The 17,829-nt window shown below is 66.5% G+C and carries 20 protein-coding genes; 2 read left to right on the top strand and 18 right to left on the bottom strand.

Features of this window, described 5'->3' with window-relative positions; translation table 11 throughout:
- Positions 1-2: 2 nt before the first annotated feature.
- The 7 genes from ACHMXE_RS20675 to ACHMXE_RS20645 form a co-directional block, all read right to left on the bottom strand.
- Complete coding sequence (locus ACHMXE_RS20675) at positions 3-407, bottom strand: hypothetical protein (RefSeq protein ID WP_395351063.1); 405 nt, start codon at positions 405-407, stop codon at positions 3-5.
- A complete protein-coding gene (locus tag ACHMXE_RS20670) occupies positions 404-3,823 on the bottom strand; it encodes a tape measure protein (protein WP_395351062.1) in 3,420 nt (1,139 codons plus the stop codon). The genes ACHMXE_RS20675 and ACHMXE_RS20670 overlap by 4 nt, the downstream gene beginning before the upstream one ends.
- Positions 3,824-3,963: 140 nt before the next feature.
- On the bottom strand, positions 3,964-4,728 hold the full coding sequence (locus ACHMXE_RS20665; protein WP_395351061.1) for a hypothetical protein: 765 nt from the start codon (positions 4,726-4,728) through the stop codon (positions 3,964-3,966).
- 66 nt (positions 4,729-4,794) lie between these two features.
- On the bottom strand, positions 4,795-5,241 hold the full coding sequence (locus tag ACHMXE_RS20660) for a hypothetical protein (RefSeq protein ID WP_395351060.1): 447 nt from the start codon (positions 5,239-5,241) through the stop codon (positions 4,795-4,797).
- Positions 5,238-5,570 (bottom strand): hypothetical protein, encoded by a 333-nt coding sequence (locus tag ACHMXE_RS20655; protein WP_395351059.1) that lies wholly within the window; start codon positions 5,568-5,570, stop codon positions 5,238-5,240. Before ACHMXE_RS20655 ends, ACHMXE_RS20660 begins: the two co-directional genes overlap by 4 nt.
- Positions 5,567-6,043 (bottom strand): hypothetical protein, encoded by a 477-nt coding sequence (locus tag ACHMXE_RS20650; RefSeq protein WP_395351058.1) that lies wholly within the window; start codon positions 6,041-6,043, stop codon positions 5,567-5,569. The genes ACHMXE_RS20655 and ACHMXE_RS20650 overlap by 4 nt, the downstream gene beginning before the upstream one ends.
- 5 nt (positions 6,044-6,048) lie before the next feature.
- On the bottom strand, positions 6,049-6,432 hold the full coding sequence (locus tag ACHMXE_RS20645) for a hypothetical protein (RefSeq protein WP_395351057.1): 384 nt from the start codon (positions 6,430-6,432) through the stop codon (positions 6,049-6,051).
- Positions 6,433-6,460: 28 nt separating this feature from the next.
- Between ACHMXE_RS20645 and ACHMXE_RS20640 the strand changes: the two genes are divergently transcribed.
- Positions 6,461-6,748 carry a hypothetical protein gene (locus ACHMXE_RS20640; protein ID WP_395351056.1) on the top strand — a complete coding sequence of 96 codons (288 nt, stop codon included), beginning with the start codon at positions 6,461-6,463 and terminating at the stop codon, positions 6,746-6,748.
- A 283-nt stretch (positions 6,749-7,031) separates the two neighbouring features.
- Here the strand turns inward: ACHMXE_RS20640 and ACHMXE_RS20635 are convergent, their stop codons facing one another.
- The 5 genes from ACHMXE_RS20635 to ACHMXE_RS20615 are packed head-to-tail and all read right to left on the bottom strand — an operon-like array spanning position 7,032 to position 11,378.
- Positions 7,032-7,400, bottom strand: coding sequence for a capsid cement protein (locus ACHMXE_RS20635; RefSeq protein WP_395351054.1), 369 nt, complete (start codon positions 7,398-7,400; stop codon positions 7,032-7,034).
- A 45-nt stretch (positions 7,401-7,445) separates the two neighbouring features.
- Positions 7,446-8,810 carry a S49 family peptidase gene (locus ACHMXE_RS20630; RefSeq protein ID WP_395351053.1) on the bottom strand — a complete coding sequence of 455 codons (1,365 nt, stop codon included), beginning with the start codon at positions 8,808-8,810 and terminating at the stop codon, positions 7,446-7,448.
- The gene (locus tag ACHMXE_RS20625) at positions 8,807-10,411 is read right to left on the bottom strand and encodes a phage portal protein (protein WP_395351051.1); all 1,605 of its coding nucleotides are present in this window, start codon (positions 10,409-10,411) and stop codon (positions 8,807-8,809) included. Before ACHMXE_RS20625 ends, ACHMXE_RS20630 begins: the two co-directional genes overlap by 4 nt.
- Positions 10,412-10,413: 2 nt before the next feature.
- Complete coding sequence (locus ACHMXE_RS20620) at positions 10,414-10,641, bottom strand: DUF6148 family protein (protein ID WP_395351050.1); 228 nt, start codon at positions 10,639-10,641, stop codon at positions 10,414-10,416.
- Positions 10,638-11,378, bottom strand: coding sequence for a hypothetical protein (locus ACHMXE_RS20615; protein WP_395351049.1), 741 nt, complete (start codon positions 11,376-11,378; stop codon positions 10,638-10,640). The genes ACHMXE_RS20620 and ACHMXE_RS20615 overlap by 4 nt, the downstream gene beginning before the upstream one ends.
- 199 nt (positions 11,379-11,577) lie before the next feature.
- On the opposite strand from ACHMXE_RS20615, the gene ACHMXE_RS20610 reads away from it, so the two are divergent.
- Positions 11,578-12,654 (top strand): hypothetical protein, encoded by a 1,077-nt coding sequence (locus tag ACHMXE_RS20610; protein ID WP_395351047.1) that lies wholly within the window; start codon positions 11,578-11,580, stop codon positions 12,652-12,654.
- Positions 12,655-12,658: 4 nt separating this feature from the next.
- Here the strand turns inward: ACHMXE_RS20610 and ACHMXE_RS20605 are convergent, their stop codons facing one another.
- From ACHMXE_RS20605 to ACHMXE_RS20580, 6 genes are read right to left on the bottom strand one after another with little or no spacing between them, the layout of a single operon-like run.
- Positions 12,659-13,150, bottom strand: coding sequence for a hypothetical protein (locus tag ACHMXE_RS20605; protein WP_395351046.1), 492 nt, complete (start codon positions 13,148-13,150; stop codon positions 12,659-12,661).
- Entirely contained in the window at positions 13,147-15,306 is a 2,160-nt protein-coding gene (locus ACHMXE_RS20600) for a phage terminase large subunit family protein (protein ID WP_395351045.1), read from the bottom strand. Before ACHMXE_RS20600 ends, ACHMXE_RS20605 begins: the two co-directional genes overlap by 4 nt.
- On the bottom strand, positions 15,303-16,061 hold the full coding sequence (locus ACHMXE_RS20595) for a phosphoadenosine phosphosulfate reductase family protein (RefSeq protein WP_395351044.1): 759 nt from the start codon (positions 16,059-16,061) through the stop codon (positions 15,303-15,305). The genes ACHMXE_RS20600 and ACHMXE_RS20595 overlap by 4 nt, the downstream gene beginning before the upstream one ends.
- Complete coding sequence (locus ACHMXE_RS20590; RefSeq protein ID WP_395351043.1) at positions 16,046-16,417, bottom strand: phosphoadenosine phosphosulfate reductase family protein; 372 nt, start codon at positions 16,415-16,417, stop codon at positions 16,046-16,048. The genes ACHMXE_RS20595 and ACHMXE_RS20590 overlap by 16 nt, the downstream gene beginning before the upstream one ends.
- Entirely contained in the window at positions 16,417-17,001 is a 585-nt protein-coding gene (locus ACHMXE_RS20585) for a hypothetical protein (protein ID WP_395351042.1), read from the bottom strand. Before ACHMXE_RS20585 ends, ACHMXE_RS20590 begins: the two co-directional genes overlap by 1 nt.
- A 25-nt stretch (positions 17,002-17,026) precedes the next feature.
- Positions 17,027-17,770, bottom strand: coding sequence for a ParB N-terminal domain-containing protein (locus ACHMXE_RS20580; protein ID WP_395351041.1), 744 nt, complete (start codon positions 17,768-17,770; stop codon positions 17,027-17,029).
- Positions 17,771-17,829 lie beyond the last annotated feature (59 nt).

Genomic DNA, 17,829 nt, shown 5'->3' with positions numbered 1-17,829 from the left:
GCTCAGACTTCCATGAACTTGAGGGTGACGAGGTAGTAGTCGTCTGCCTGCGCATCGCTGAAATGCACGACGGGGCGCGCGTCGACGGCCGGTTTGTCTTGGTGGCGGAACATGACGCTGCGGGCCACGCCGCGCAGCGTGAGCGTGAAGACAGCGCCGGCGATAGCCGCCCACTCGTTGAGGGCGTCGAGGTCGGCGCGGATCATCCAAGCGCTGTTGTCGTCCTCGGGCCGCAGCGTGATCGGGCGACCAGGCCGCTCGGCATCGCCGTCGACTTGCACGATCAGCGCGCCGGTCAGGCCGACGTCCACAGACTGGGCGACCGGGCTGTGCTGGTATTCGTCCTCCCAGTAGAGGTCGGCGTCGAGGGGCAGCTCCGCGCCCTCGTGTGCGAGGGTGATGCTCATGAGCTGCGGCCCTTCATGCGCTGCAGTAGCTCGACGAGGGTCTTCGCGTCGTCTTCCGAGTTCACGCCGACGCTCCCCGCTTCGCCGCCTACCTTGATGTCCACCTTGTGCGTCGTGCTCTTGCCACCGGTGTCGCGCGCTGGTGCCTCGAAACGCTGGATCGCCGCTTCGAACTGCGCACGCACCCGCTGCCATGCCCTGTCGTCGGCCTGCCCTTCCAACGAGATGGCGCCAGGATTGCGCCGCATGACGTCGGCGTTGACTTGACCGTTCTGGCGAAGCGCTGCCACTACGTTCTTGAGGTCGGCCAGGTCGCTGGCGCTTAACGTGCCGGCGTTGAGCTTGTCCCGCAGTTGGAACTGCAGACGGTTGTCGACGGCGTTCTGCCCGGACAGGCGCTGCTCGCGCGTGTCGCCGAGTCGCGATCGCACGTCTTGATTCGGGCCGATCACGCCAGGCGTCGCAGCCCCCTCTTGCCGCACGATCTGCCCATACTCGCGCCACTTCGCGCCGGTCCGGTCGAGCACATCGATCGTCGAGCGGCCGAAGCCTTCGACGGCCTCGCGCGAACGCAGGATGGCATCCTCGGTTTGCAGCCACGTCGGCGCGATGCCCTTGTTTGCAGCGATCGCGTCGTTCGCCATTCGCACGAATGCTTCCCGCAGCTGGGCCGCGCTGGCGGCGCCGCTGGTCTTGAGCACGTCGTAGGCTTCGCGTGAGTTGTCGGCCGCGGCCTTGAGCTGCTGGGCGCTCTGCAGTCCGAAGAAGCGCATCGCCTCGGCTGCGCTCTGGATGCCGGGCTTGAGCTGTTCCACCTTGAGGCGCAGCTCGTCGGCCTGCTGGGCCGCCTGCTGCAGCAGCCCGTCCGCGATTCGATCGCCGAGGGCGGTACGCACCCGCTCGATCTGACCGCGTAGCGCGTCGATCGCCCGCTGACTGTCGGCGGTCTGGATCCCCTTGGAAATGCTCGCCGACAGCGCCTGCGCCGTATCCACGCCCTGCGCCTTGAGGCGGTCGAGGGATTGGATGATGGCGTCGGTATCGTTGATCGCGCTGCGCGATGCCTTGCCGATGCCGCCCGCGAGGACGTCGTACTCGAGACCAGTGCGGCGGATTGCCTCGCGCGCCGAGCCCTCGAGCATCGAGGCCAGGCGCTCAGCCTCGCGCGTGGCGCCCGAGAAGGCTGCGCGGGCGTTGGTTTCGAAAACGGCGAGATCCTGGCCGCTGAGCGCCTGTGCCCAGGCGTCCTGGAACTGCTGTGCGCTGAGCTTGCCATCGGCGGCGAGCTTGTCCAGCACGGCCGCGGCGTTGGCGATGCCGGGCACGCTGGCGAGGTCGAAGTCCTTGCCGATCTTCCCGATGGCCTCAGCGGCGCTGTCGCCCTTCGTGCGCATCTCGTCGAACTTGGCGATCAGGCCCTGCGCGTCCTTGGTCAGTTCGAACTGCTTGTTTCGCGCCTCCTCGAGCGCGACGGCGAGGGCTCGCTGCTGGGCGGCGTTGGCCCTGGCGGCCTCTTCCTGCAGGCGAGTCCGGTCCTCTGCGTCCTTCATCACCTTGCCGTAGCCCTGCAGCTTGGCGATGCTTTCCCCGATCCACTTCCCGAGGCTGACGAATTCAGGCCCGAGCGCGGCGACAGCCAGGCCGAACGGCCCGAGCAGTCCGCTGAAGCGGCCGAGGACCGCGGAAGCGGCACCGATTCGCGCGGTGCTGGCCGCCGCGGCTGCGGCGTTCGCGGTGCCGGCGGCGGCGCTCGCGCGCTGCGCGGCTGCGTTTGCGCCGTGCGCCGCGGTGTTGGCGGCGACGGCCACCGTGTTCTGTTGCACTGCGACCGTCGCGCCGGCGGTCGCAGTGGCCCAGCGGTATGCGTCGGCGGCCAGGCCCGCGATCTTGATGGCGGCCCATGCCTTGCCGGCGGCATAGAGCACAGCAACGAGCGTGTCCAGATTCTTGGCGAGCCCGTCAATGACGCGCGCCAGGTTCGCGCTCGAGGCCATGCCGTTATCAGTGGCGCCGACATACAGCGTCCACTGCGTCTGCAGGTTCTGCAACGCACGGCCGACCGTCGAGGGCAGCTTCTGGAACTCGGCTGCGACGGTGGCGGACTGGCTGGTGAGCGCCTTGATCACCGTGGCGCTGGTCAGCGCGCCCTGCTCAGCGAGCTTGCGCAATTCGCCGGTGGTGACGCCGAGGCCCTGCGCCAGCGCCTGCGCGAGGCGTGGCGCCTGCTCCATGACGCTGTTGAACTCTTCGCCACGCAACACGCCGGACTGCAAACCCTGGATCAGCTGCGTGATCGCCGCGCGCGAGGCCTCGGCGCCCGAGCCCGACAGCTGGATCGACTGATTGATGGTCGTCGTGAGGTCGAGGGCCTGCGCCTGCGCAGCCTGCGCCTGCAGGCCTGCGTCGGTGCCCGCCTTGGCGAGGCGCACAAACAGGGTGCCGGTTTCCTCCAGAGCGCTGTGCGTGGCGAGCGCGACCTCGGTGACGCCGCGGAACGACGTGGTGAAGGCATCGCCCTCGCCCGTTGCCAGCTTGATCCGCGCCTGCAGGTTCTTGAATTCGTCGGCCGTCTCGGCGACGTCCTTGATCATCCCCGTGATGAAGCTGCCGCCGACCGCCACAGTCGCGATCGTCTGGATGCGTTGCAGCTCGAGCTGAATCTGGCGGTAGCCGTCGCGCACGGTGCGCTGGTCGGCGATCTGGCGCTGAGCTGCGGCGTTGGAGGCCTGCGCCGCTTGCGCGAAGGCCGGCGCCAAGCCGACGACACGCTCGCGAACCTGCCCGATGGCCGTCTCGAGGTTCCGCTCGGCCTGCGCGAGATTCTCGGTTTGGATGCCGAAGGACTGCAGCGACGAGCGGGCGGCCCCGAGCGCGGTGGCGTTGTCCTGCACCGCGCCGCGCATGCGCACGGCCGCGTCGGCGGCGGCGCTGTACTCGGTGGCGAGTTTTTTCTCGTCGGCAGCGGCCTGCGCGGCCTGCGCCGCGGCGTCGCGCAACGCGGTACGCTTCTCGGCCAGGTTGGTGCGCAAGTCCTTTACCGTGACGCGCAATTGGGCGTTCGCTTCGCGGTAGGCGTCCGTGCGTCGGGCGGCACCGGTGAATTCCTCGCGCAGCTGCTGCAGCGCGAGGCGCTGTTCCTGAAAGTCGGCGGTCGCCCCCTCGAGCTGCGCGCGCGCTGCTGCTTCGGCCGTGGCGAGACGCGTCGTCGCGGCAGCTGCGCCGGGCAGGTTGGCAGCGAGTGCGTCGACGCGCGTGTTCGCCTCGGCCAGCTCGATCGCCAGGGCGCTGGATTCGTTGGTCAGCTCGCGGAAGGCCGCAACGGCATCCCGCTTCGCGCCGAGCTGCTGCAGCGCATTGGCGGCGTCCTCGGCCTGCTGCTTGAGGTCGCCTTCGAGCGAGTCGCCGAGCGATCGCACCGACTGCGCCAGCTATTGACGCCGGCCTCGCCCTTGATACCGGCCTCGATGTCGTACCTGATCTTCGGATCGGTCACGTCGTTCTCTATTGGATGGAGAGGCGAAGCCCCTGAGCAGAAGAGCCCAGGGGCGCGGCGCTATCAGGCGCTCGGGTTGTCGAAGTCCACGACGTAGGGCTCGGTCTTGCCGGCCGGGATCACGAGGGTTCCCTCGAGCTGGATGCCGTTGAAGTCGTCGGCCAGGAAGTCGAAGCCCTGCGTCGAGCGCAGCTGCGCCTCCCAGACCTCGACGCGCATCGGGCTGTCGTCGACCATGTTGACGCCGACGAAACGCGCCTGCGCCCGCACCTTCGGCACTGTGCCGCCTCGGATGCGGGTGCCGCTCACAGCCGCGGCCGTGCCCGTCACCTTCAGGGATTCGTCCGCGGCGATGGCACCGCCGGAGAGCGCCTTGATGGCGCCGCTGGCGTAGTCGACCTCGTAGTCCTGATGAATCGTGTAAGGCGTGTTGTCGCTGGCCTTCTTCACTGCGAAGGCGGTGTCGGAGACATTGCGCTTCGACAGCGACACCCACTTGTCCAGCTTGGCGGTCACCGTCTCGTCGATCGCGCCCGAGCCCTGAGAGTAGGTGGCGAGCTGACCCTGGAACTGCATCGCCAGGGCGGTCTTGTCGGCCGCCGAGATAACGATGACGATCTTCGACGGCTTCGCGATCGGCACGGCCGCGATGGCCTGGCCGTAGTTCTCGCGCGCCTTCGAGGTCTTCTGCTTTTCGTCCGAGTCCGGCGTGATCTCGAAACGGTCGGCGCCGATCGCGTCGCCCCAGCCGGCATAAGCCTGCGTCGACGGGTTGAACATGTTCAGCTGCATCTTGCCGGCGCCGAGAATTGCTTGTGCGTCACTCATGGGAGTACTCCAAAGAAAAGGCCCGCAGCGCGAGGCATGCGGGCCGTGAGGTGGTCGACCAGAGGATCAGCTCGGGTCGCGGTATCCGATCGTGAACGTGCCGAGCACCAGCCCGCCGCCCACGTCGATGTTCTCGAGGCGGAACGCGATCTCGCCTTCGCGGTGGAAGTTGACGATGAGTCCCTTCGGCTTGAGACGCGGCAGCGCGGCCTTGAGGGCCCGCCTCGCAGCGCGGTAGTCGCCGTGCGCGCCGCGGCGCGCGGCCTCGGTGCGATTGACGACGCCCACGTTGTAGCGGTAGACCCGCTTGCCGCCTTCGTCGGCCTGGGCCGGCCCATCGGACACGTCTTCGAAGAAAACGATCCGCTCGCCGTCCGTCAGGTCGCTCAGCCGCACAGGGTTGTCGAGCACCGAGGCCCCTGCAAGCGCCGGCGCCTCACGCAGCGCGGCCACGAAGGCCTCGCCGATGAAGAAGGGCCAGCCCTCGGGCAGCGTGTCGCCGGCGTCGCTCATGCCGTTGCGCTGCCAAGCAGCGCCTCCAACTCGAGGCCGTCGTTGACCCGCCGCGGCCTCTCCAGCACGCGAAAGGCGGTGCCCGCCGGCACGTCAGGACCGAACGCAGCCATGGCAATCAGCTTGTCATCGGCGCGCACGTCCTGCCCGGCCACGAAGCGCGCGGTGCGAACGGCCGCGACCGCCCGGTTCTCGAGCACTTCATCGTCCACCGTCCCGAGGATCGCCATCACCGTCACCGCATCAGCGGCAGGCCGCTGACGCAGGAACGGTGCGGCGAAGTCCGGGCCGTAGAACACGGCGGCCAGGTCGTGCGCGTGGTCGATCACTTGCCGCCCTTGCCAGTGGATTTCGGCGCAGGAGCGATGGGCGTGATGCCGGATCCGGGAATCAGGACTCCCTCGCCCGGCAAAGGACCACTAGCGCTCGGGGCGAATTCCGCTTCGGCCTTGGCCTTCGCTTCGGCTTCCGCTGCCGCCTTTGCTTCCGCTTCGGCCTTGGCCTTCGCTTCGGCTTCCGCTGCCGCCTTTGCTTCCGCTTCGGCCTTGGCCTTCGCCTCGGCTTCCGCTGCCGCCTTTGCTTCCGCTTCGGCCTTGGCCTTCGCCTCGGCTTCCGCTGCCGCCTTGGCCTCAGCTTCGGCCTTGGCTCGGGCCTCTGCCTCAGCCTGGCCGATGTCGGCTTCTTTGCGGACCAGCGCCGCCGCCAGCAGCGGCTTCGCCTGTTCGGCGGTCAGCGTGACCGTCTCGCCCGGCAGGTAGCGCTTGCCACCGGCCTTGATCGGCTCGTCGACGACGTACTTCATGGCGATCAGCCCGCGGCGCCCTTGAACAGGAAGCCCGCTGCCTTGCCGGCCAGCACCGCCTGGTACGCGTCGGTGGTCGGGTAGTACCAGGTCACCGTGTTGTTGTCGAAGTACGGCTCTTCCACGTCGGGCATGCCCTCGAGGCGGTAGGTGTAGCCGTAGCTAGGCGAACCCATCTCCTGCATGCTGGCCGGCGTGGTGTAGGCCAGGACGGCATCGTTGCCCCACACATCGACGAACTCCGTGCCGTTGTGCACGACCGCCTCGCCCTCGACGATCTGCGCCAGCTCGAACAACGCCTGCAGCTGCTGGATCGTGGCCGGCGGGCGGTCCGACGCCGTGCTGAGCCGGTCGAGAATCTTCGGGTGCGAGCGCAGCGCCGTCAGCACGTTCGGCCCGAGGGCGAGCGAGTTGGGCTTGACGCCGGTCTCGGCGGCGCACCGCCTGTTTGGCGTCGTTGACGTCGGTGAACGGGTCGCTGGCGGGGTCCGTCCACTTGTCGGCGCCGGTCAGCGTCACCTTGTTGGACGCATCGTAGTTGCTCGCGTCCAGCGCGATCGTAGCCGCCTGGTTCTCACGCTCGAGCGCCATCACGTTCTGCACGCGGCGCACAGCGTTGGCGCCCAGGTCGATGCCGGGCACAGCTTCGGCTTCCTGCGCGTTCTCGCGCGGGACCGCGCCTTCGAGGCGGTGATCGACCAGTGAGAACTTGTCGGCCGCGTAGCCGAACTGCACGCGCTTGGTGTTCGCACCGGGTGCGCGCACGGTGCTCACGAGCTTGAAGTCGTCCGGGCCGAAGGCCAGGATGCGACCCGCGCGGGTGCCGACCTCGACGATCGGGAAGAGCAGGTTGGCGATCGCCGCGGCCGGGCTGCGATAGCCACGAGCAACGGCGGTCAGGATCGGATCGCTGATCCGGGCTTGTGCGAGATTCTGTTGTCCCATGAAAGGCTCCTATTTCGTTGGGTTGGGAATGCCTGATCGACGATCAGGCCGCCGTGACGAGGCCAGCGCTGGGAATCAGCAGGATCTCGATCTGCGCGCCGGCAGCAGCGCCCGCTTCCAGCGCGCGGCCGACCGACTGCTTGGCGGCGCCGGCGAGCGGCACGACCCGGCCGGTGGCGTCCACCATCAGGGCAGCGTCTGCGGTCACGGCGGCGCCGCATTCGACGATGGTGGTGCCCAGCACATCCACGGCGACGGGTTCGCCCGCCGCGGCGGCCGAGAAGCGGGTGACGCCGAGCGCATTGCCGCCGGCGGTCGGATAGGTGCCGTCGCGCTCGACGAAGCGGGCGGCCTCGAGGGCACCCGCAGCGTTGACGGTCAGCGTGAGGATTGCGATGTTTCCAGAACTCATGATGAGTCGCTCCGAAGTTGAAGGGTTGCGGAAGGCCTGCGCCGATCAGGCGGCGTAGCCCAGTTCCTTGAGGGCGGCGATCAGGTCGATGCCCTTTTCCTTGGCGTGCGCCTGCGCCTCCGCGACTTGCTGGGCCTTGGTCTTGGCGCCCTTGTCCTGCGGCGCGGCGCTCGGATTCGCGGCCGCCGGCGCGTCGTCGGCATGCGCCTTCGCTGCCGCGGCGCGCGCATCGCGCTCAGCCTTGAGCACCTGCTGCGCGGCTTCGGCGCCGGTGGTCTTGCCGTCGAACGCCAGGGCGTTGATCAGCTTGTCGTGACCGGGCATGCCCTGGCCTTCAGCCATCACGGCCTGGATGCGATCACGTTCTTGGGTCGCACCCAGGACCATGAACTCGGAGCGAACTTGCGCAAACAGCGCCGCGTGGTCCTGTTCGAAAGACGCACGCGTGATCGGGTTGGTATCGCCGCTCATTGCGGTTTTCCTTTCACGGGGTTGAGGTTTGTCTTTGGGCGCAGCACCGGCGCTTGGGGACGAAGAACCCGCCACGGCGAAGACAGCCTTGCGGCGCTTCGCGAATGCGGCGGGGTTGGCGGCCAACTGCGCAGCGAGCGCGCCCAACGTGGAAACACCGTCCACGAGGCCCGCGTCGATGGCCTGCTGGCCCACGAACACGCGACCATCGGCCATGTGCTCGAGTACTTGCTCCGTCGTGGCCTGCCGGTTGGCAGCGACCGAATCGACGAAGACGCTGTAGAGGTGGTCGACCTGCGACTGCAGATAGGCGCGGCCTTCGTCCGACAGCTGCTCGTTCGTGGTCGCGATCCGCTTGTACTTGCCAGCGGTGACCTCGGTGACGACGCGGCCAGGCGCTCGCGGGCTGTAGTCGTGTGTTGCGACGACGCCAATCGAGCCGATGAGCACGGTCGGCCCAGTGATGTAGATCGCGTTAGCGGCAGCAGCAATCCAATAGGCCGCGCTGTTGACGTTGGCAGTGCCGAGGGTGACAACGGGCTTCTCGGCCGCCACTTCGGCGATCGTCGCTGCCAGCTCGGGCGCGCCGTGCACGCTGCCGCCGGGAGAATCGATCGAAAGGATCAACGCGCGCACGCGGGGGTCGGCGCCGGCGCTTTCTACCTGCTGCGCGAGCATCTGCGTGCTAGCGCCTCCGCTGATGCGCATGAAGAGGTTCGCCTTCGGTGCGAGCACGCCTTCGACCGGCAGCACCGCCACACCGCCCTCGAGCAGCTGGTATTCCTGCTGGTCGTTTGCGAGCGGACGGCCCATGCGCGCTTCGAGGCCATCGAGGTCGATCTTCTCGCCGCGAAGGTGCGTAGCGTAGATCGATTGAATCTCCAGCAGCTTTTCCGGCTGGATGGCCCACGGGGCACGAAGAAGGTCGAGAAGGCTCATGGTTGGTCCTCGGGATTCGCCGGCGCGCTGCCGGGCTGCGGCGCCGCGGCGCCGGGCTTCGGCGTGGGCAGGAGGTCGGCGTCCTTGAGCCGGTCCTGCTCAGCCTGCTTGGCGTCGAGCGTTTCGTTGAAGTCGGTGCCCCACAGCTCCCACTCGGCACGCTCGCGCGTCATGAGGCGCGCCTCGATCGCTGCGACATACGCCGCCACTTCGTCCTTGGGATTGATGGAGCCCATGCTGTCGCCCGGCCACACAGCGCGCGTGTACGCCCAGCGCAGCAACGGGTCGGCGAAGAAGCCAGGCGCGGGCACGCGGCCGATCGCAACGGCTTCGGCCAGCCACGTCTCGTACACCGGCTGGCAGAAGCTGCGAGCCAGCCAGGTGCGCACGCTGCGGAAGTAGACCCACGCATCGAGCAGCGCTGCCTTGCTTGCGCTGTAGCTCGCGTTGAACTGCTTGACCAGCAGCTCGTAGGGCAGGCCCAACGCCATGCCCATCTGCTTGATGACGGCGAGGATGAAGGGCTCGAAATTCGGATTGGGCCGGCCGGGATTGGACGTGTGCGGCTTCTCGCCGGGCGCCAGGCCTACCACGGCGCCCATGCCGAGGCCGATCTCGTTGCCGATGCCACCCGCGTCTGCATCGTTGGCGCCGAAGATCGGCGCAGTGCCGCCACCATCGGGCGTCTCGATGAAGACCGTGAAGTAGGCGCTGATGACCGCCGCCATGATTTCCGCTTCGGTGTACCGCGCGATCTGCTTGATGCAGTCCACGATCGGCGCGAGGTACGGCAGCCCGCGCGGCTGATCGGGGCGCAGCTTGCGGAAGTGATGCAGGATACGGCGACGGCCGGAGCGGCCCAGCCGCTCTACCCACTGCCCCGCGTACAGGCTGCCACCGGCCAGATAGCCGCCAGGATGCTGGTCGTACACGAAGTACGCGTCCGCCGCGCCAGTGACTGCGCGCCGCACGCCCCCGGCCATGAGCGAGGTGTCGAGCTGCCCGAGTGGGTTGCCGACGCGATCAGCTTCCAGCAGCTGGATGCGCAGCGCGTAGGGTTGCGTGGCCGTGCGTTCACCATCGGGCATCAACGTGAAGATGTCGCCCGACTCGAGCGTGCCGCGCAGCACCACGCCCTGCTGCTCGTAAAAGTTCTGTTCCTGCGCGAAATCGCTTTCGTGGCTGTCGGCGAACAGGCTGAATTCGCTCTGCACGATTTGCTTCCACTCGAGCGCCTGTTCGACGCTCCAGCCGAGTACACCCCGGTGCGGCTGCGCGCTCAACGCCAAACCGGTGCCGACAACGCGATCGACGTTGGTGTTGATCGCACCGACAGCGATCGGGCTGGTCCGCGCCAGCTCGCGCGACTGGCCGCGCTGCAGGCCGAGCTGGCGCAACGTGTCGGACTTTGCATCTCGAGCCATCGGCCGCCACCAGCGCCCAGCTGCGGGCGCACTCGCGGCCGGTGCGTTCTCTTCGGACAACGCACCCAGGGACGGCATGGCGCGCAGCGCTTCCATGGCGGCGCGCACCCGCAGGCGCTGCATGCCGCGCGCAGGGTCCACCGCCGCGACGAGGCGGTCGAATACAGACAGCTTCATGGTCAGAGCGGACGGAGGTAGACGACGCGACGGCCGCGCTTGCCGGCCTGGAGCACAGACAGCTCCGAGCGGATCTCTTTGATGGCCTGTTGCACTTCACCCAGGTTGGCGCGCGTGAGGCGGCGCGCAGTTGAACCGGCGCCCACCGTGTATTCCTGCGCGCCTGTCAGGATCGCCGTCTCGGCGGCGAGGTAGGCCGCCAGGCGGGCGGTCAGCTCGGCTTCTGTCATGCGAATTTCCTGCGGAGGGATTGCGCCGCGGCGTAGAAGTCGCTGGCGAAGTTTTCGCGCACAGCGGCTGCAGCTGCGCCCGTGAAGTCCAGACGCGGGCGGTACACCGGCTGGTTCTGCGTGAAGATGAAGAGCGGCTTGATGCGCCGACCCTCGCGCTGCCACACGCCGCGGGTCTGCTTGCGCCCCACCGAACCCGCGAAGATGCCGCCGGCAGCGCGCTTCTGGCCCGCCCCGCCGCGCGTGACCTGGCGCAGGATCGTGCGCACCATGGAAGCCGGCACGTTGCCGTTGGCATCGAGCGCGAGGCCGGCACCGGGCATCGCGCGTTCGCCGCTCATTAGGATCCCGGCGAAGCGCAGTGCACGCTCGAAGCCTTTCTCCGAGCGCGGGCCGCCTTCGACTTCTGGCAACAGGAACGACTCGGGCCGCGTGCCGCCGGCGCGCTGATCCTTCACCGCGATGCGCGCCGAAAGCTTGTCTTTGGTGGCGACCTCGATGCGGGTGGCGTTGAGCGTGTAGGCAACCGGGTTGCGGAAGGCCTGCGGCATCTGCTCGATCACCGCTCGTTGCCCATGCTTGGCCGCCTTCGTGAGCGCGGTGGCTGCGGCGTAGGGCATGACGCGCGCAGGCACATCCCGCATGTCTCGAATCACGTCGGCCAGTGACGGGCCCGTGCGACGAATGGTTGCCATGCTGCAAAGAAAACGCCCCGACAACCTGCGCTGTCGGGGCATTCCGGGGGAGGAGAAGACACCTGCAAAGATTCAGGCGGACTAGCTAGACCTACCTGAATTGCTATGCATTTTGGGCCAAAGTGTCTCAGGACTGCTAGCCCTAAAGTGTCTCGTCCAAACGGGACACTTTTGGAATTGACCAACCAGGATTTGCATGCTGGCGTCTATCATGCGCGCCAGTTCCTTCCTTCAAAATTCCATGACCCCGCTAGACACGCCCCCGTCTCGCCTAGAGCAACGCATCAAAGACCAAGGCCCGGCTCCTCAGGTCGAACGCTCAGCCATTGACCGCCGGACAGTGGCCCTTTGCGCGGCTTGCTCGGGGGTAACTGCCCTGATCGTCGTCATCGCTTGTCGCACTTATATCGACTGGCAGCTTATCGCTTCAATTCCCGGCCCATTTTGGGCGGCTGTGCTGATCGGTCCGCTGACGCTTACTGGCGTGCTGCTTACCAATGGAAGCCATGACCGGCGAGCTTCGGCTCAAATCGCGGCTGAAGCGGACAAGCAAGAGAAGCAGTTGCTGCACGACGCGGACCGTCTGGCAATGCAGCTAGATCATGCGGCTACCGAGGCACGACTCCAAAGAGAGTCAGATATGAGGCAAGACGTTTTTTTTACAGCGGCTGCCGAACAAGTTCGCGCTAACGCATTTATCGGATCGATGTTCAAGCTTGATTTCGAACAAGCGAACGCACTGGACGGAATCACCGAGTTTGCAGCAGCAAATGCAAAGATTGCCGTTGTCTCCGATTCATCCACTGCCGCCGAAGCTCAGCGCTTGGCAATGCTCTACGGCCGAACAGCCATTGTGGCGACGCCAGTTGCAATCGAAGCTTCAAGCCTCAATGTCAAAGCTAAAGCCGCGGAAGCAAAAGCACTTGAACTTGCCAGTAAAGTTGAAGAGCTCAAGACGGAAGCTAGTCGCTACGATCAATTTGATGTCCTGACATCACACAAAAGACAGCAAGCCATAAACGAATTGCGCCGCGCCCAGAAGGCCCTCTCAGACGCCTGGGAAAAGTCATCGGACTTATTCCTTCAGACAGCGCAGGCCCGCCACAACTTTCAAGTTTTCCTCAGACCGCGCCTCGACGAGATCAGTCGCCAGCAGATACGCGTCCTTGCTTTTCTGCGCCGAGAGTTGGGACAGTATGCAGACGAAGAACAGATGACGAAGGAATGGGAAGAGATGCGCGATCAGATTCTCGGGGAGGTCGACAGCGTTTCGAAGTCCTACGGGCTCCACAGCGATCCCACCGAGAGGAAACCTTGATCAGTTAGGCGGCCCGCTGCTGGCGGCGTCGGACCAACTCTGCAAGCTCCTGCTGGTTCTCTAGCTCGATTGCTTGCGCGGCTGAATGCACTCGCCGTCGAAACTCTCCGAGAATTCTGTAAAAGTGTGCTCTGCTGATTCCGATTGATCCTGCGACCGACTTGATCGGCTTTGCCCGTACAAGGTAGTAGAGATCAAACACCTGCTTGTCTAGCGCTTGCGGCTGACAGGTGTAGGCGATGTGGAAGGCCGACAGCGCTGCGCTGCTGATAGCGTCGCCAGCGCCAGGCCGCAACGGGCGCGTTGAGCCGCTGAGACGGCCAAGCACCGTTCCGGACAACGGCGCCGGCCCGTACAGGCGGCGCGTGCGGCACCACGCAACCCATTGCTCGCACAGCACGTCGAGGTCGCGGTCGAGGTCGCTCAGTTCGGGCGGCGTGTCGTCTTCGATCGGCGCAGGCGCGGCGATCCGTCCCAGTTCTACAGTTGTGTTCATCGGATACCTCGTGACATGAAGCGGCGCCCACCTTGCGCCCTGCCAGCGGCGACGGCTGGCGGTGGATTGGAAGTAATGGATGCGGGTGTGACGACCGGTCCATACGTATGGACTACCGGATTCGCGACGGTTTCACGGGGAACCACCGCCGCCGGCGTGGCGGTGGCCACGGGCACGATGTGCGCAGGAGCAGCCGGGACAGCGGCTTCAGCGGCTTCGGATTCCTCGGGTTGGGGTTCCTTGTGGGCGGCCTCTTGCGGCGCAAAGAGGTCGCGTGTCAGGTGTTCGGGGACGAGCTTCGCGCGCAGGCGCTGCCAGTCCAGCGCGGCCCATCGGTTCAGGCCAAGCTGGTAGGCAATCGCCAGGTTGTAGACGGACAGGTCGAGCGGTTCGTTGCGGGCACCGGCCGGCTTGATCCACTTGCGGATCGTCCGCCCTTTCTTGTATTCGACCCGCGGTTGCTCGACGACCAGGCCTTCGAACCATGCCGCGGGCAACTGGTCGTGGAAATGCATGGCGCCAGCGCCTTCGGCCAGCTGCAGGCGGTTGAACAGGTAGTCCTTGGCAACGTCGGTGCCGACCGTCCACAGCTCGACGCCGCCCGGCGTCTTCGTGCCGCCCCATTCGATATCCACGCGCGACGGCGCGCTGCCCATGATCGGGCGGTTCGGCCGATTCGCACCATGAAGCACTGTGCATCCGAGCGACTTGCGCTCGGCGCCGTAGTTGTACACGTCCTGCGTGTTCGCGCCGCCAGCATCGATGCCGTAGGCGCTGATCATGATCGGCTTGCTACCCGAGGCGTGCGCGAGCGGGGTACGTCGGATTTCGTCGAGGCGGCGCCAAACACTTTCCTCGCCATCGGGCGGATCAGACGGTGAGCCGAGCAGCACCAAGTAGTCCACCACCCAGTGCTCCATGCCTGGCCCCCAGGCCTCGATCTGAACTTCCAGCCGGCTGGGCTGGGTGTCGACCGCCATGGTCAGCACGAGCGCACGGTCGGGCACCACGCGCGGGTGATAGGCCTCGGCCCGGTCCTGCAGCTGCTTGGCCGTGGTCGTGGATTCGCTGTTCTGATAGCTCAGCCCGAGACGGGTGTTGTAGAACACCTGCATGCCCTCGTGATCGCCCCGCTGCAGGCGTTCTTTGGCGCGGGCGTACTGGCGGGCCAGTGCCATCCAGCTGATAGCGCCGATCGGCATGTAGAACGCCGATAGCGTGAAGCTGACGGTCTCGCCGTCGCCCTGCGCGGTCGCCACCCAGCGCGCCTGGCCGCCCATCTCTACGTCGGGCAGCATCACGGCCTTGTGGTGCTCTTCAATGTCTGCGCCGCAGTCCGGGCACATGAACCACGCGCGCTCCATGAAGCCGGTTTCGTCGTCGCGCTGGTAGCGGAAGTTCTCGACCACCAGCTCGTGCAGGTGGCCGCAATGCGGGCACGGCACGTGGTAGACCTCTTGCGTGCCCATGGCGTACAGCGCGTCGATCTTCGAGAAGCCCTTGACGGTCGGGCTGCTGACTTCGAAGAACTTCGCGTTGCGCTCGTACTGGGTCGCACGGGCCTCGGCAAGGTCAACCGGATCGCCTTCGCCGTCCACGCTCTGCGCCATCCGGTCCACCTCATCCATGAAGATGTACCGGGCGCTGATCTCGGCAAGGTTCGCAGCCGAGCCCGACGTGTTGATGTAGAGCGTCGAGTCGCCATGGAAGTCCTTGGCCTGCGTGGTGTTGCGCTTGTCGCGGCTGCGCTCTGCGGCAAACACCTTGCGCAGCACCGGGCTGGCGCGGATGGCCTGCGATAACCGCGCGCTCAGGCGCTTCGCGAGGCCATCGGTCGGCTCAAGGGCCAGAATGTTGGCTCGGGACAATTGCGCGACCGCGCACATCCAGTTGATCGCGGCCTGCGTTTTGAACATCTGCGACGCCACCTTCGCAACGACCCGCTTGCACGGATACGAGGGCGACAACACGCGATGAACGCGACGCGCGTATGGGGTGCGCTCCAGCCGGTAGGCACCCCCACCGGTCGGCCCGCTCTTGGGAAGGACGACGTTCTCCGGCTGCTCGGCCCAGTGGTCGACCAGCAGTTCGGGATCCGGGCGCGCAGCTGCGCGAGCAGCGCCGACGACGATGGCGAACTCTTCTTCTGCCGTCACGCGAAGCCTTCCTCGAGCGCGACCGCTAAGCCACCCTGGTCGCACAGGCCGTAGGAAGAGCTGCAGCCCTGCGTGCTGTTCTCCTCTTCGTCGAGGAGGTTGAACTGACGGCCGCCGCGGCTGGTCTTCGACCACTCGATGCGCGCCCAGATGTTGAGGTCTGCGAAGACGACGCGCCGGTCTTTCGCCGGGTGGGCATCGGCCATGAATGTGCTGTAGCCGCGCTTGCTGCACTGGCCCACCAGCTGCTCCCACTCCGCGATGCGAGCTGGATGCGCCGGGAATCGAGCTGCAATCGCGCGCAGCTCTGACTTGTTGCAGTTGATGCAAGGCATGCAGCCGACCCGGCCCATGCCCTGCAGGTAAAGCGGGTTGGGTCGCATGCCCGCCGACCTGCAGCGCGCAAACACCTGGGCGGCAGTCCATTCAACCAACGGGCGGAAGGCATACAAGCCGCGGCCGATCCGCTCGAACAGCCGAGCGTTCTTACGGTTCTCAGACTCGTCGCGGCGCACCCCCTGCCAGCTGACGACCCGATGGCCGGCCTCCATCAAGTTCAACTGAAACGCGACCGCCATGTTGGTCTTCAACTCTTCGGTGCAGAACTGCGCCTTGCGAGCAGGGAACCGCCCCTTCCACATGCACAGGTCGAGAAACGGGTTACCGCTGGGGTACATCACAGCCAACGCGCGACGCTTCGCCTTGTTGGACCAGCGCACGCGGCGCCCACCGCCGACCGTCACCGTTTTCTGCACTGGCTTGCCCTTGCGGTTGAGGACGATATTCCGCGCCCGTCGCGCTTGGGTACCGGCGTCTTGCCGTCCGCCTCGAATACAGGGCGGGTGTCGTATTCCCTGCCGTTGCGCACATCGCGCGCGATGAACTGGCGCTTCGCCAACAGCTGCTCTGAAAAATCTGCTCGCAGGCGCTCGATCTTGATCCCCAGCGTCCGCTCGAGGTAGCCGAGATAGGCATAGGTCTCCTCGTGCTCGTTCCCCGTGTCGCAGAAGATGGCGATCACGTTGTCGCGCCCACAGCGGTCCAGCGCGATAAGCAGCGTGGCAAGACTGTCCTTGCCGCCGCTGACCGATACGACGTGTATGACCCGCATCAAGCGCCCCCCTTTGCGGCCAGGCGCTCGGCCATCTTCTCGTCCCAGCCGTCGAAGGCCTTGCGCAGCTCTTCGCTGATGACGTTCTCGATCTCCCTCGGGTCGCTCATGGTCATCACCCGGACAGCAGCGCGCTGCGGCGCCTGGAAGGCATGGTCACGCAGCAGGCGGAACATGTTGAACACCGTGCGCTCGACGCCCGCCTTCTCCAGCAACTCGCCGCTCAGCCGCTTGAACTCCAGCTCGGCCTTCTTCGCCGAGAAGACTCGCTCCTGAGCCTGCGCCTTGCGAAAAACGGCGTCGACGCCTGCTGCGCCCCCTCCCCCTCCCGCCGAGGTCGCCGCGCCCGCGGGCTCATCCGGGGCCGCGGCAAACGGGTCGCGATCAGGCTTCGCGTTCCCACCGTTGCGCGCGCGGGCCAGGTCGGCAGTGTTCGCGACAAGGCGATCAGTTGCGTCGAAATTCACCTGCTCGCGGCCATCCTGTTTGACCAGCACAATCCGACCTTGCCTCTTCAGCTTCGTGACGTAGGCCGGCGACACGCCGGCGTGCGCGGCGTACTCGGAAAGCGAACCCGTTCTCATCGTTGAGCCCTGGTCACCGGCGCGCTCAAGAGGCCGCCCGGTGCTTTGCGAGCACTGCGCGCAGACCCGCGACCAGCGGTTCGGCGTGCACTTCCTTGAGGAAGCCAGGCGCGTTCCCGGTCCACACGTCGGCCTCGCCGTCCTCGCCGACCTTGCAGCGAAGATCGATGCGCTCACGGCGCAGGATCGGCATGCCCTGCTCGTAGCGCGTCGAGGGCGACCAGGCCGCGCGATCAATGGCTTGACCCCTGCCTTCCTCGACGGAGGCAATCGCAGCATCAAGCGCAGCACCCTCCAACTCGACCATCGGGCCGCCGCGGCTGCGACGTCGCGCCCGCGCTTTGGCCGGTGCCGCGTCCGGGCTCAGCAGGCCCAGCAGTTCCTTCTCGTTGAATCCGGTCAGCTCGAGCGCATAGCCCTCCGCCTGCAGGTCCACCAGCTCGGCGGCCAGCAGGTCTTCGTCCCACCCGGCGTTGAGCGCGAGCTTGTTGTCGGCGATCACGTAGGCGCGCTTTTTCGTCTCGCTCCAGCCCTTGGCGACGATCACCGGCACCTCGGTCAGCTCGAGGCGCTTGGCGGCCAGGACGCGCCCGTGGCCGGCGATGATGCCGCCGTCTTCATCGACCAGCACCGGCATCGTGAAGCCCCACTCGCGCATGGAGTCGGCCAGTTGCCCGAGCTGCTCGTCGGAATGGGTCCGGCTGTTGCGCGCATAGGGCACCAGCGAGTCGATCGGACGCAACTCCGAGGCGTCAAGGATGGCGACCATTTAACCTTCCCCCCGTCCGTTTAACCAATGCGAAACCCCAGCGACTGGCGCGGCCGTGG

It is taken from the genome of Variovorax sp. UC122_21 (assembly GCF_044056785.1).
GTDB lineage: Bacteria > Pseudomonadota > Gammaproteobacteria > Burkholderiales > Burkholderiaceae_C > Variovorax.
This window is presented reverse-complemented; position numbering and strand designations above follow the sequence as displayed.

What these genes read in the sequence shown, in the direction of transcription:
- ACHMXE_RS20630 (WP_395351053.1), bottom strand. Translation starts at nt 8,810, where the DNA reads ATGAGCCTTCTCGACCTTCTTCGTGCCCCGTGGGCCATCCAGCCGGAA.
- ACHMXE_RS20585 (WP_395351042.1), bottom strand. Translation starts at nt 17,001, where the DNA reads ATGAGAACGGGTTCGCTTTCCGAGTACGCCGCGCACGCCGGCGTGTCG.
- ACHMXE_RS20605 (WP_395351046.1), bottom strand. Translation starts at nt 13,150, where the DNA reads ATGAACACAACTGTAGAACTGGGACGGATCGCCGCGCCTGCGCCGATC.
- ACHMXE_RS20625 (WP_395351051.1), bottom strand. Translation starts at nt 10,411, where the DNA reads ATGAAGCTGTCTGTATTCGACCGCCTCGTCGCGGCGGTGGACCCTGCG.
- ACHMXE_RS20610 (WP_395351047.1), top strand. Translation starts at nt 11,578, where the DNA reads ATGACCCCGCTAGACACGCCCCCGTCTCGCCTAGAGCAACGCATCAAA.
- ACHMXE_RS20650 (WP_395351058.1), bottom strand. Translation starts at nt 6,043, where the DNA reads ATGAAGTACGTCGTCGACGAGCCGATCAAGGCCGGTGGCAAGCGCTAC.
- ACHMXE_RS20675 (WP_395351063.1), bottom strand. Translation starts at nt 407, where the DNA reads ATGAGCATCACCCTCGCACACGAGGGCGCGGAGCTGCCCCTCGACGCC.
- ACHMXE_RS20620 (WP_395351050.1), bottom strand. Translation starts at nt 10,641, where the DNA reads ATGACAGAAGCCGAGCTGACCGCCCGCCTGGCGGCCTACCTCGCCGCC.
- ACHMXE_RS20665 (WP_395351061.1), bottom strand. Translation starts at nt 4,728, where the DNA reads ATGAGTGACGCACAAGCAATTCTCGGCGCCGGCAAGATGCAGCTGAAC.
- ACHMXE_RS20615 (WP_395351049.1), bottom strand. Translation starts at nt 11,378, where the DNA reads ATGCCCCGACAGCGCAGGTTGTCGGGGCGTTTTCTTTGCAGCATGGCA.
- ACHMXE_RS20590 (WP_395351043.1), bottom strand. Translation starts at nt 16,417, where the DNA reads ATGCGGGTCATACACGTCGTATCGGTCAGCGGCGGCAAGGACAGTCTT.
- ACHMXE_RS20660 (WP_395351060.1), bottom strand. Translation starts at nt 5,241, where the DNA reads ATGAGCGACGCCGGCGACACGCTGCCCGAGGGCTGGCCCTTCTTCATC.
- ACHMXE_RS20580 (WP_395351041.1), bottom strand. Translation starts at nt 17,770, where the DNA reads ATGGTCGCCATCCTTGACGCCTCGGAGTTGCGTCCGATCGACTCGCTG.
- ACHMXE_RS20635 (WP_395351054.1), bottom strand. Translation starts at nt 7,400, where the DNA reads ATGAGTTCTGGAAACATCGCAATCCTCACGCTGACCGTCAACGCTGCG.